This window comes from Sporocytophaga myxococcoides, from assembly GCF_000775915.1.
GTDB lineage: Bacteria > Bacteroidota > Bacteroidia > Cytophagales > Cytophagaceae > Sporocytophaga > Sporocytophaga myxococcoides_A.
The window spans coordinates 285,827-298,076 of record NZ_BBLT01000006.1 but is presented as its reverse complement, the minus strand read 5'-3'; the positions used below and the strand labels follow the sequence as shown (position 1 = coordinate 298,076).

The window sequence follows — 12,250 nt, the reverse complement described above, 5'->3', positions numbered from 1 at the left end:
TGTTCCATTCTTTTGAAAACTCAGATGGTTATACAATGGATACAATTTTTAAATAATTAAATGGTTTGAGAGATTATAATTTCTTTGTTTATATAACTACAAATCCGAAAAAGACGGTTTTATATGTAGGTGTTACAAATGATCTTTATACAAGAATGAATCAGCATTATGAAGATTGTAAGGGAAAAAAGAAAACCTTTGCAGGAAGATATTTTTGCTATAACCTTATTTATTTTGAAAGGCATTCCTATATAAATCATGCTATAGAAAGAGAAAAAGAAATAAAAGGGTGGACAAGAGATAAAAAAGTGAAGTTGATTGATGAATTTAATCCTGAATGGAATTTTCTGAATGATGAAATTTAATTTTTCAAATGAGTCACTTATTCCTCATGGTAACGCCTCGTATTAAATGTGTCGCTTTCCTTTGTCATCCTGAGACCTGCGAAGAATCTGATAGTTATAAATAAACTAGCAATATCAAGCAAGAATCCTAAAGATAGGTAAAGTTTATTCTGTTGGAAGGCTCAGATGTTTCGCAAGCTCAACATGACGAAGGCAAAGTACAGTGCGATAAGCATAGTCCCTTCTTTGTCATCCTGAGCCCTGCGAAGGATCTGATAGTTATAAAACAAATTGCAATTTCAATCAGGAATCTGAAAGTTGCTTTGTTGTCAGAGCTGCTGCTGCTCCTGACCCGGTATTATATTGATAACAACATTTCCTTTTTTACGGAATGATTCAACATAAGCATGTGCTTCTCTTATTTGCTCGAGTGTATATCTTCTGTCAATTACCGTGATAAGATTTCCGGCTTCAATCATTTCTTTTAAGGTCGAGAGATCATCAGGCCTTGATTTCGGAGAACCCTTGACAGTAATAAACTTACCTCCCGGTTTTAATAAATGTCTACATGCAGATTTTGAGGTTTTTCCTACTGCATCAAATACAAAATCGAAACGAGTTTCTGCTTTTAAAAAATCAGTTTGGGTATAATCAATAATGTGATGTGCACCAAGCTGTGAAACCAGACGGGTGTTTGCGGTACTGCACACTGCAGTAACCTCAGCATTAAATGATTTTGCAATCTGCACAGCAAAAGTTCCCACACTTCCGGATGCGCCATATATCAGCACCTTATCATTGGCCTTGACATTGTTCTGTCGCAAGAAACGCAATGCAGTAAGTCCGCCAACTGGAACCGTAGCAGCCTCTTCAAATGTCATATTCGAAGGCATTAATGAAATCAATTCATTGGCCGGAAGGCATGCATACTCTGCATAGCCACCAAATCTCAAGCCACACGATGCAAAAACAGCATCGCCTCGCTTAAGCGACTGAACTTTTTCCCCGACCTCCTCCACAACGCCTGCCAATTCAAACCCGAGCACTTTCACTCTTCTGGGTTTGAACAATCCATTAAATAATCTTGCAAGAAACGGATCTGCCTTTCGTAAGCGCCAATCGCCTGCCGATACGGAGGTAGTATAAACTCTTATTAATACTTCATTTCTTTTAGGAATAGGTTTGTTAATGTCTTTTAACTCGAGAACATCAGGCGACCCGTATTTTTCATAAACAACTGCTTTCATTGTTAAAGTCTTATTAGTTTTTTATCAATATTTTGAAGGATAGAAGCGCATAGAGCAAATATATACACGCTTCTAATCCGAATGTTGCCTCCCCATAAGTCATACAGGAGAGTTTCTATTATTTGTTTAGAGTACCGGGCGTGGGCTTAAAGCCCTTTACAATGAGATACACCCCCAGTGAGAACTCAAATACTGCAACAGGAACAGCAGTGAGCGCAATCAAAGGGGCACGCTGTTCGATAAAATCAAACAATATAAGGAAGTCACCTGCTAAAAGTACAGGTCCCCCGATTATTCCGATAAGCGAAAGGCTGCGCGGTACCAACCTCGACTGATATAGTAAGATGCCAAGCAATATGTCGTTTATGGCTGGCATGAGACTCTGCCCGATAAGAAAGATACGGTCATACATAATAACCAGTGTGTTGCTGTTGACCAATGCTTCAGTTCCTGCTGACGTTTGGTGCAACTTGACCACTGTCAGAAGGAACATTACTCCAACGAAGATGGTCGCCGCTTCCAGTATCCGCAAGCTTACCAGGCCCAGTGCCATTCCTTCATTTTGCTTTCTGAGCACAGGGTAAAGTGCAACGGCAGAGCCGATACATGTGAGCCCTACAATTAGCTCAAGGATGTTTCCGATAATCACAGCAGTGCCAGAACCAGAACTAAGTATATAGTTCGGAGCATGAATCTGATCATAAAGAGCAAACGTCGGAATCGAAACAAAAGTGAGCAGGTAAAGTATACCTGCAGTAAGTGAAGACTTTCGGTGCGAACTTACCGGGGCTGGCACTGTCTGGCTAATCATGACTCCTGCGGCATTTAAATTTGCATTCATTTTTTTGGTTTTTAAGATTTATTGAATTCCTTAATGCGTTATGGTTGATAAAACCTTTACGGCTGTAAGAAGCAGAGACTTTTTAATTTCTTCCGAGCGGGTTTCTTTTCCACGGTTTTAAACCATACAGACTAAGGGTGAGGTATCTGTTATATATCTCTTTGTCGTAGGAGATATTTGTTAATCCATAAGAATATCTCACATCCACGACATACTGCTTTTGTTTTATACGAAATGTATATCCTACACCTACCTGAACTACTGCATCCAGGCGTTTAAATCCTCCATTTGAATTGCTAAAAGATAGTTTTTCGACAGACTCATCTCTTTTTAGTCTTCCCGCAAGATTGTAGGCAATGGAAGGGCCTGCATTCACATGGAATTTTCCAAGGTGAATTCGCGCCAGTACCGGTGATTCAATGGTGTATAATCTCGTGGTTTGTTCCTCGGTGGTCAAAGGATTATTGGATTTCAGTTTGCCGCCTTTTATTACAAAGTAAACTTCCGACACAAACGACAAGCGTGGAGTGATACCTGCCTGAAATGACCCACCTACCTGTACACCTGAAACAGATTTCCTGTAATCTGCCATAGCTCTGTTTGACTTACCATAGTTGAAGTTTGAACCTACGGCATTTAATATAAAGTGGAAAGAAGTTTGGGGGCTCTTGGTTGCCTCCGGGGCTTTTTCAGGTGTTACTTCAGTTGTCTGACTAAATAAATTTCCGGATAAGAAAATCAGACCTAGTACAATTCCCTTTGTTACATTTTTATTCATATTTCCCTGATTTTTTTAACAAAGAAATAGAAATGGTTCTGGCCCAGAAATTTAATTATGCAAAAGCTGGAAGGATGTCTGCATGTTGCCGTTTTTGTTCTGTGAAATAAATAGCCAGATTAAGCTCCGGTTTGGATGTGCTGATAAAAAGCTTCCTTATAGGTGTCAGAGATGGGTATCAGTTGGTCAGCAATTTTAATCCGACCACGTTCTATAGACTCTATTTTATTGAGGGCCACCATATATGATTTATGCACCCTACAAATCAGGCTTGAAGGAATCAGCTTTTCGAATTCACTGAAGTTTTGAAGAGTCATAATTTTCTTGTTGAGCGTATGAATTCTCCGATAGTCTCTCATCCCTTCAATATATACGATTTCATTCAGCATAATCTTCTCCAGACGATTTTCGGTTTTCACAAAAATGAATTCAAGAGGAGGTTCTGAGCTACGAAGAGTCAGGTTCTCCTGAGCTTTGTTCACCGCCTGTAAAAAGCGATTAAAAGTAAATGGCTTTAAAAGATAGTCGGTTATTTTCAGTTCGTATCCTTTCAAAGCATATTCCTGGTAAGCGGTTGTAATAATAACCTGGCTGTTGATTTTTGTACTTTCGAGGAGCTCTATCCCGGAAAGCTCGTCCATATTAATATCAAGAAATAATACATCTGTCTTGTTGTTGTTCAGATAGGCCAGTCCCGTCAGCGCATTGTCAAAGGTGGCACTCAGCTGCAGAAAAGGTACTTTTTCTACAAAGCTTTTCACCTTCTCCAGAGCCAGGGGCTCATCTTCAATTATTACACAGGTATACTTATCCATTTTTAATAATCAGGTTTACTCGGTACAACTCGTTGTCATTATTAACCTCTAACGTATGCCTATCCGGATATATAAGACTTAGTCTTTTTTTAATAAGTTCATTACCCAATCCACCTGATGTTTGCGGAACCGTTTTTGAATCATATTTATTTTCGCAGGTGAGACGAATAGATTCATCATCAATATTAATCTTAATCGTAATGGCATTTTCCATTTTCTTATTGGTAGTATGCTTAAAGGCATTCTCAATGAATGGAATAAAGATCATGGGGGCTATTAATTTATCACCAATAGTACCTGTTACCGAAAAAAAAACATAGGTCTCATTGGCAGTCCTTATCTTTTGCAGAGCGATATATTTTTCCAGATATTCTATTTCCTTCAAAAGCAGGATCTCATTTGCCCGTGTTTCGTAAAGTACGAATCGAATGATATCCGATAGCTTATTTAGATAATCAGAAGCCAAAACGGCATCTCTTAAAATTAATGAGTCAATATTGTTAATGGTATTAAACAAGAGATGAGGATCAAATTGCTTTTTTATCAGCATCATCTCCATTTCGTGGTTCTTTTCCCTCAAAATTTCCTTGAGCTTTATTTCATTATACCAGGTGATGAATCCTTTCATGACGAGTGCAACTCCTCCGCTCAACAAGCCGATAATGGTCATCACCAATATTGTCTGAGGTGCAGTAGATCTGCCATTTTTACCTCCCTCATCCATATCAATGATGCGGCCCGATTCTATAAAAAAGCGCAGTAAAATATATGCCAAGATGGCTACTACCAATGAAATAAGTATTCCTATGAATATGGATTGAAATATCTTCTTCTTTTGAAGATATCTTGCAAACAAAAGAAAATAATAAGAATAAAAGGATCCGACGGAAGGAATAAATGCAAATAGCAAAATGGTGTTTAAAGCATTCATCACACGGGATATATCATGGTTGCTTCTGTAGTATAAACCTAAAGCGATAAATACAAGCAGGAAATAGCAAGCCCAGAAGCCTAAATGAAGCAAAAAGACAAATGTTTTTTTCACAACTAAATATACCAATTAAAAAGCCCAAAGACAACAAAGTAATAGCGAGCATTGGAAATCTCCCTATCCGTTCCATGGCCTGTCCTTGACTGGTCACTCTGTAGGTTAAGCAGTTAAGAAAAGGTTCCGTCCGGTGCAAACACCATAGCTTTCAACTTAACAAAATCTTTCCTTGTCACTCTCAGCCCTGCGAAGAATCTGAGATTTCAAAATGACTAAAATTAAGCTTTCTGGTAAAATGGTAGTTTAAATAACTTTTTTTGACTATCAGATCCTTCGCAGGGCTGAGGATGACCAAACAGCCCGATTGTTGAATACAAAACAATGTTATGTTGACTGCTATGGTGCAGATATCTCCGGGGAGGGGGATCTTGAAACAACTAGATCAATCCCCAGCTTTTCTGATTGATCCCAATCCCGAGCAAATCTGAATCCGGAACGACTCAATATGCACCAGATTGGAGATCTGGATTGTATTTGGACTCAATAGCATTTATGTTACGTTTCTTTATATGGTATACTCCCTGCTATATATTAAAAACCTATATTATATTAAAAGGCTGCTCTGGAAAGGAAGCTTTTTTATGCTTCCGACGTAAGCACTTGTTTTTCTGTTAAAAAGCTTTTCCTGAAACTAGTAAAAATATAGAGAGTTACGTAAAATGAACTATCTTAGGATAGATTAAGAAAAACAGTTCGAATATTTATGCCTTATTCCAAACAAAGCCCTAAGTCTTATATACATCACCACAAGGAAGCAGTAAAGATATTTAACGGTTATATATCAGAGCACCGGCTGACAGGCGAAAGGGAAAAAGGCCTGATTGATATTCTTCAATTATCTCAACTGTTAAAGGAGTTTCATGGGGTGGTAAGTATTTTGGATTTTTCGACGCTGAGCTACATTTACATGAGTGAAAGTGTTAAAAGTATAACAGGGTATTCACAGGAGGAATTTTATGAGAAGGGTATTCAGATGACGATATCCCTTTTGCCGGAGGAACAGCTTAAAATTATTCATAATCAAATATTCCCTATCATGTTCGATCATTTTGATCGTTGCACAAGTCTTGAGGAAATCAAAGACCTGCGCGTTACTTTTAATTATAATGCATTTCGTAAAGACGGATCTCTTGGTAGTTTTCTTCAGCAATTGTCAATTATTCATGGTGATGACTGTAAAAAAGCTAGTATAGCATTAATTCTGGTTACAGATATCAGTGATTTTAAGAATGACGGAAATATGACTCTTGGAATCTCAAAGAAGAATGAAGGTGGAGTTTATCATCCCATTTTTTCAAAAAATTACCTTTCAGATCCTGAGCCAAATATTCTTTCCATAAGAGAACTTGAGATTCTGAACTTAATGAGGCATGGAAAATCGAGCAATGAAATCAGCGACATGCTATTTATAAGTGAGCATACTGTTTATAACCACCGGAAGAAGATGCTGAAGAAGATGGATGCAAAAAATACAGGAGAACTGCTTTCCAAGTCGATAGCTTATGGATTGCTGTAATATCCATTTACTTCGGCTCTTGCGAATTTGCAATCTTCTCCCCGGCTGGTGTCTGCATCATAACTGACAACTTAATAAACTTTACTTTGTCATGCTGACCTTGTGAAGTATCTGAACTCTCTGAACTCTCAAAATGAATAAAATTAAGCTATCAGGTAGAATGGTGGTTTAAATAGCAAATTATTTTTTGACTATCAGATCCGTAGCAGGGCTCAGGATGACCAAACAGCCGATTGTTGTATACAAAACAATGTTAAGTTGATTGCATAAGGAAAAGTCCTCATGACCTAAAAGTATAGCGCTCTCTGGTTGGAAGTCTGTTGACTTCAACCCACAAATAAGAGCAAGTCTATTGACTTGCAGTTTCAAAGGTAGACAATTTAAAAATTAAGATAGTCGTTTTCTCCGTGTAGCAATAGTCATAATCATTCTATAATCTCTCCTCTTCGTCCGGTGCAGGCACCGGCGGGGAGTCTGTGCAGTCGGTTATCAATGATAAACATCTATCAAAAACAATCCAATATCCTTATATCTGAATAGTAGTCCCTTCCCTTCCAGCCAACAAAAGTAGGATACTTCTGTAGAATGAAGCCACCTGTCATATTCAAATGGTCTGTATTCATCAAAATCACGGAATGGATAATATTTCCAGCGTTTACCATCTTCAGAGTACAGGAAACAATGGTTTAATAGCAAAACCTTTTTATGATTGAATTCATAAAGCATGGGATACTCAGAGTTTACATATTCCATTTTATGAGCAGCTGTATTCCAAAACTTAACATTACGTTTCATTTGAAAGACTGGGTTCCCTAGGTCTCTATAAGTTACAGGACAACTATCGCAATCATCTTTTGAATAATTATCATCAAAAAAATTATTATTCAGTTTAAAAGCAAATTGATGTCTTGCATTACTCTCCGGACATTCAAAATGATACCATCCCTTGTCTTCAATGGAATCCATTAAAATCTCACCTTTAAAATAAGTATTGAAATCACATTTAAAGGTATGATCTCCTCTTTTTATAATCAGATATTTGTTGCCATCATCTGTGAAACATACATTTCGGATTTTATCATTAAACCTTGGTTCAATTTTCTTCCAATGAGCTCCCAGATCTTTTGTAGATAATAAGGAGTTATATTTTTTTGTAACAAAAATCGAAGAATCAAGCGGATCAATCTTAAGATCCTCATATTCATCCAATGCGTGTTGAAGACTCGTAAAAAAAGATGGCTTTTTATTGCTCCATTGATGGGACCTTTTGCGTTTTAATCTGACAAGATCACTTACTAATTCAATGCTTACTCCCTACTATATTAAAATAACCTGCATTGCTTTGATCAAAAAAATATTCACCTGGCATATAAACCAGTGAGTCTAATGATACACTGGTATATATGATCATTGAATCATTCTTGGTGAATATTTTTAAAAGTAGTTTTTCATTAGATTCTTCCAAGCAATCGAAGAGACCGGTAAAGCAGTATTTCCCAGGATCGGTACAAGTGTCCGGGAGCCTGATATACTTTTGAGTATACAAATTATACTTACCTGCCTCTACCCGAACGTTTCTGGATTTATCAGTAATGAGTTTGCCTTCTTTAAATATTCGGAATTCATATTTATAAAAAGATTGGGAATAGCTTTCAAGGTTAACAAAGAACAAAAAATGAAATACTAAAAAGATAAAGTAAAAATAGGGCATTGACTGAAATATTTTATTTTAAATTGAAACCAAGCTTGTTATTATTCATTTTTCTGAGGTTATTATTTTTTAAAAATATTACACTTTACTTTCTAAACCCATACGGACAATGTTTGCAACCGTTTTTACAACAATAGCCTCTTTTTAAAAGATACTTGGCTGTAAATACCCAGTTCCCATGTTCGTTATAATAATAGTCTTCCTGCTCTATTAAAGGCTCAGTTTTTCCTTTATTTTCAGATACTGCGTCTACTCCAAGTTTTTCACTAATTATCGCCTTCAGGCAAAGAGGACAATAACAGTCTCCTTCATCTGGCAAGGACATAACTGGAGGCAATTCATTACACCAGCAGTTTTCTGTACTGCATGAGAAATTTGTGTTGCAGCGTGAGCATGTTTTTATTCTGATTGTATTCATCCTTTAAGCTTCATTTCCTGGAACCAATAATTATTATGATTTCTCTTAGTTGTCAATTCAATATTAAGTTCATTTCCTCCGCCCTGGCTGGTGTCTGCACCAGATGGAATCTTTCCAAAAGAGTTGTATTTAAATATTTTCTGATAGCATTCATGGTTTTAGCTTCATTTCCAGAAACCAATAATTATTATGTTTTCTTTTAGCCAAAAATTCAACATTAAGTTCATTTCTGTATAGTGGGCAATTCACCACAAGGGTATGATATTCTCCATTTTCACCGCAAACATCGGCATCCAACTCTTCTAACCTATTAATTAAATCATCGTCAAGTTTTTTACCCAAAAAGCCTTCTCCCAATTGCTGATTACATGAAACAATAACACAGTGAAGACCCTCTGCCAGCATTTTTATCACAAGATCTTTTCTGTCCTGTTTCCATAATGGTAATATAGGTGTTATGCCTGCTGCCTCACAGACCTTTTCTTCCCAGGCTCTGTTGGAGTCGAAGTCAATATCTCCAAATACCGCAGAATTGATTTCATACTCTTCAACGAGTTGTCTAAGAGTATTTATAAAATTTCTTTCATAATCATTCCAGGTAGATGGCACAGTGATCATTGGCAAACCTAGTTCAATAGCCTGTTGATGTAAAATTTTTTCCGGAATAGCATGAGATCTTGATACCAAACCATTCTCGTTCATCATATTCATAAGAACCTTTGGCTTCCCGTTTAATTTTACCGCTTCCATAAGGGCAAAGCAACTATCTTTCCCTCCACTCCAGGATGTTACAAAGGATTGATTATTGTTGAACTTCATAGTATAGTAAAACCTCTTTATAACCATAAAACACTTGAATGTTTTATTGAGTAATTGTGAATTGCCTGAACTACATTCTGATTATCTAAAATGAGGAACCAATGAATGAATATTCGTATTAATTCTTTTCGGCCTATGAAAATAATAATAAAATTATAGCACTTGAAAACTGCAAGCTTGTCTTTATAAATTCAGAAGGAGTTTGGCCTGTAGTTTTTTTAAATGTTCTGTTAAATGCAGCCTTAGATCCAAATCCACTGTCATAGGCAATGGCTTCAATAGTAAGATCTGATCTTTCTCTTAGCAGCTTTTTTGCTTCTTCTATTCTATAGGAATTAATGAATTCAAAGAAATTTTTATTTTCATTTTGATTGATTGCCTGTGAAACATATTGTGTTGATAAGTTTAACCGGTTGGCGATGTCTTCCAGCTTTAATTCAAATTGCAGATAAAGCTTCTCTTCCCTGATCAGATTGATGACTTTTAAATAACAGTCATGAGACTGCTCTTTTGACAATGAAGATCCGGAATAACGAAAAATCTTTGAAGAATCAGCTGGCATAAAGATTGGAGAATACCGGAAGCTCTTATAGACAATTAGTATGTATATAAAATTATAAAGAACCGGAACGTATATATAGCTTACCTCCTTTTCAGGAAATGACATATAGAGTATAATAGCTATCAAATTGATTGAAATGGACAATCCTATAAAATGCTTTAACCATTTTCCCCGATAGTTTTTTTCATTCTGTATGTTATTTGAAAAGAGGTTCTCAGGTTGCAGGATAATATTTTTTATGCGCTCTTTTAATTGAAAAGGATACTGTTTATTAATCAGTATTGCTGAATAAGTGAGATAGCCAAGTGCCTGAATCAAAAGCAGAAAATTTAATACTGTTATTTCCCAGGGAAATTTTCCATGAAATACATTGTCGAAAAGGACATCAGTATAGGCTCTCCCCTTGCTTATGCTGATAAGCCATAAGCTGGTACAGATGGCCTGAGGAATAAAATGAGGCCATAGCATAGAAGGGCTAAAGTGCATTCTCAAAACTGCTCTCACATAAAATAACACTGCAGGTGCCCACAGGTGCCCAAAACTTAACAATTGCAGCCAGGGATTATCCTTAATATCACCTGTATAAATAAGAAAATTTAGTAAAAACGGTGTAGCAGGACTGAAAACTACAACTGCCAGAAATTTGCTTGCTTTTGTTTCATCTTGTTTAAAGTATAAAAGTAAAGCTAAAATAGTGAGATTGAGGATGGTAAAAATATTTATAAAGGACTCTGTCACGCGTAAAAGAAATAAAGATTTTAAAATTTTAAATTAGTAAATAAATACGGATTTGTAAATTGACTGTTTTAGAAAGATAGATAGACTTGTATTCGCTATATTTTACTCTTTTTTGCATTATTCATCTGTGGATCATTTCAGCTTTATTGCTGGTGAATAAACGGAACCGGAGTTCGAACGGACTTTTGGCTGCATTCTTTTTATTGTTTTCGGTAATACACCTTCAGCACCTGGCACTACAGACTGGTTTTTTGGATGAATATCCATACATCGACCCTGTTTCCGGTATTTTGCTCTGTGCAGCGTTTCCGGTCTTTTATTTTTATGTGCTTAGCTTGACAGGCAGTTTCAGGTGGAAGAACCACCGGAATATAAAGCATCTTATCATGGTAGTTCCTGCAATTCTCAACCTTCTGTATCTTATGTTATTCAAGAGTAAGGAGGAGATCAGTGCATACTACTATGAAGAAGAAAATCGCTTTACTGTCACGAATGCATTGCTTCTCGGAGGAATGGTACTTTTACTCCTTTTATATGTTTTGAAAAGCTTACAGGCAATAAAGAGTTATTCGAAAAGATTGGAGGAAAATTTTTCGTCAACTGAACAAATTCGGCTGGACTGGCTCAATCATCTTATTCTTTTTTTATTATTTCTCGCGCTTTTTCTCGGACCTTTACTTATTGTTATCGGTTTACCGGAATGGAACAGGATTGGTATGGGAATTTATACTAGCAGTATCTATCTGAGTTTGATGCTCAAAACTCTTAATCAGCCTCTGGTACACATGGAAGAAGTGCAGAGGAAATCCGGTTTTAAACTGGATGAAGAAAAGAAAACAGGTTATCAGATCCGGCTTTTGAAATGTATGGAAGAACTTAAACCTTATCTTAACCCTGAATTATCTTTGAAACAGTTATCCGAACTGACTGGGATTTCGGTGAATGACTTGTCAGGTTTAATCAATGAAAAATACAATTACTCATTTTTTGATTTTGTCAATTCATTTCGTGTAAAGGAATTTAAACAGCTTATTTCTGATCCTCAAAAGACTCATTTAAAATTAGAGGCACTTGGTGAAGAAAGTGGTTTTGGGTCAAAGACGGCATTTAACAGATCATTTAAGAAACTGACAGGAAAAACCCCTACGGAGTTCCGAAATTCTCACCATCCTGTCAACTGATTTTTGTTGTTATTGTATAATTTATTGATAAATAAATATTTATCTTCTTGATTGTCTGCTATTAGCTTTTCTATGGAAATGCACAACATGCCTACTCATTTTTAAATGTTGTACCACTTTATAAGTTGATACTGTTTTATTCCTCTCCGAACCTACATTTGACCCAATAACTCAATTACCGGAACATTAAGAATGGACACTTATTTTCTTATGGAAACTAAGTAAAAGCAAC

The 12,250-nt window shown here is 36.4% G+C and carries 13 protein-coding genes; 3 read left to right on the top strand and 10 right to left on the bottom strand.

Features of this window, described 5'->3' with window-relative positions; translation table 11 throughout:
- Positions 1-65: 65 nt before the first annotated feature.
- Positions 66-365 (top strand): GIY-YIG nuclease family protein, encoded by a 300-nt coding sequence (locus tag MYP_RS15680; RefSeq protein WP_045465129.1) that lies wholly within the window; start codon positions 66-68, stop codon positions 363-365.
- 308 nt (positions 366-673) lie between these two features.
- Here the strand turns inward: MYP_RS15680 and MYP_RS15675 are convergent, their stop codons facing one another.
- The 5 genes from MYP_RS15675 to MYP_RS15655 all read right to left on the bottom strand — a co-directional run bounded on the left by MYP_RS15675 (position 674) and on the right by MYP_RS15655 (position 5,070).
- The gene (locus tag MYP_RS15675) at positions 674-1,591 is read right to left on the bottom strand and encodes an NAD(P)-dependent alcohol dehydrogenase (protein WP_045465127.1); all 918 of its coding nucleotides are present in this window, start codon (positions 1,589-1,591) and stop codon (positions 674-676) included.
- 118 nt (positions 1,592-1,709) lie between these two features.
- Complete coding sequence (locus MYP_RS15670) at positions 1,710-2,432, bottom strand: DUF4386 domain-containing protein (RefSeq protein WP_197060100.1); 723 nt, start codon at positions 2,430-2,432, stop codon at positions 1,710-1,712.
- 82 nt (positions 2,433-2,514) lie between these two features.
- Entirely contained in the window at positions 2,515-3,210 is a 696-nt protein-coding gene (locus MYP_RS15665; protein ID WP_052430259.1) for a porin family protein, read from the bottom strand.
- A gap of 119 nt (positions 3,211-3,329) precedes the next feature.
- Positions 3,330-4,025 (bottom strand): LytR/AlgR family response regulator transcription factor, encoded by a 696-nt coding sequence (locus MYP_RS15660; RefSeq protein WP_045465124.1) that lies wholly within the window; start codon positions 4,023-4,025, stop codon positions 3,330-3,332.
- Complete coding sequence (locus MYP_RS15655; RefSeq protein ID WP_045465569.1) at positions 4,018-5,070, bottom strand: sensor histidine kinase; 1,053 nt, start codon at positions 5,068-5,070, stop codon at positions 4,018-4,020. Before MYP_RS15655 ends, MYP_RS15660 begins: the two co-directional genes overlap by 8 nt.
- 706 nt (positions 5,071-5,776) lie before the next feature.
- Here MYP_RS15655 and MYP_RS15650 point away from each other — a divergent pair.
- Positions 5,777-6,589 carry a LuxR C-terminal-related transcriptional regulator gene (locus MYP_RS15650; protein WP_045465123.1) on the top strand — a complete coding sequence of 271 codons (813 nt, stop codon included), beginning with the start codon at positions 5,777-5,779 and terminating at the stop codon, positions 6,587-6,589.
- Positions 6,590-7,078: 489 nt separating this feature from the next.
- On the opposite strand, the gene MYP_RS15645 is transcribed toward MYP_RS15650, so the two are convergent.
- From MYP_RS15645 to MYP_RS25215, 5 genes are all read right to left on the bottom strand, one after another.
- Positions 7,079-7,798, bottom strand: coding sequence for a hypothetical protein (locus MYP_RS15645; RefSeq protein WP_045465121.1), 720 nt, complete (start codon positions 7,796-7,798; stop codon positions 7,079-7,081).
- Between the two features lie 91 nt (positions 7,799-7,889).
- Positions 7,890-8,300, bottom strand: coding sequence for a hypothetical protein (locus tag MYP_RS15640; RefSeq protein WP_045465119.1), 411 nt, complete (start codon positions 8,298-8,300; stop codon positions 7,890-7,892).
- An 85-nt stretch (positions 8,301-8,385) separates the two neighbouring features.
- The gene (locus tag MYP_RS15635; protein WP_197060099.1) at positions 8,386-8,625 is read right to left on the bottom strand and encodes a DUF5522 domain-containing protein; all 240 of its coding nucleotides are present in this window, start codon (positions 8,623-8,625) and stop codon (positions 8,386-8,388) included.
- Between the two features lie 243 nt (positions 8,626-8,868).
- Positions 8,869-9,537: a diphthine--ammonia ligase gene (locus MYP_RS15630; RefSeq protein WP_045465115.1), complete on the bottom strand. Its 669-nt coding sequence runs from the start codon at positions 9,535-9,537 to the stop codon at positions 8,869-8,871.
- 133 nt (positions 9,538-9,670) lie between these two features.
- Complete coding sequence (locus tag MYP_RS25215) at positions 9,671-10,837, bottom strand: helix-turn-helix domain-containing protein (protein ID WP_052430258.1); 1,167 nt, start codon at positions 10,835-10,837, stop codon at positions 9,671-9,673.
- A gap of 152 nt (positions 10,838-10,989) precedes the next feature.
- Here MYP_RS25215 and MYP_RS25210 point away from each other — a divergent pair, with 152 nt between their 5' ends.
- Complete coding sequence (locus MYP_RS25210) at positions 10,990-12,018, top strand: helix-turn-helix domain-containing protein (RefSeq protein ID WP_156140661.1); 1,029 nt, start codon at positions 10,990-10,992, stop codon at positions 12,016-12,018.
- Positions 12,019-12,250 lie beyond the last annotated feature (232 nt).

Coding starts and splice junctions, on each gene's coding strand:
- MYP_RS15675 (WP_045465127.1), bottom strand. CDS start 1,591: ATGAAAGCAGTTGTTTATGAAAAATACGGGTCGCCTGATGTTCTCGAG.
- MYP_RS15670 (WP_197060100.1), bottom strand. CDS start 2,432: ATGAATGCAAATTTAAATGCCGCAGGAGTCATGATTAGCCAGACAGTG.
- MYP_RS15665 (WP_052430259.1), bottom strand. CDS start 3,210: ATGAATAAAAATGTAACAAAGGGAATTGTACTAGGTCTGATTTTCTTA.
- MYP_RS15660 (WP_045465124.1), bottom strand. CDS start 4,025: ATGGATAAGTATACCTGTGTAATAATTGAAGATGAGCCCCTGGCTCTG.
- MYP_RS15650 (WP_045465123.1), top strand. CDS start 5,777: ATGCCTTATTCCAAACAAAGCCCTAAGTCTTATATACATCACCACAAG.
- MYP_RS15640 (WP_045465119.1), bottom strand. CDS start 8,300: ATGCCCTATTTTTACTTTATCTTTTTAGTATTTCATTTTTTGTTCTTT.
- MYP_RS15635 (WP_197060099.1), bottom strand. CDS start 8,625: ATGTCCTTGCCAGATGAAGGAGACTGTTATTGTCCTCTTTGCCTGAAG.
- MYP_RS15630 (WP_045465115.1), bottom strand. CDS start 9,537: ATGAAGTTCAACAATAATCAATCCTTTGTAACATCCTGGAGTGGAGGG.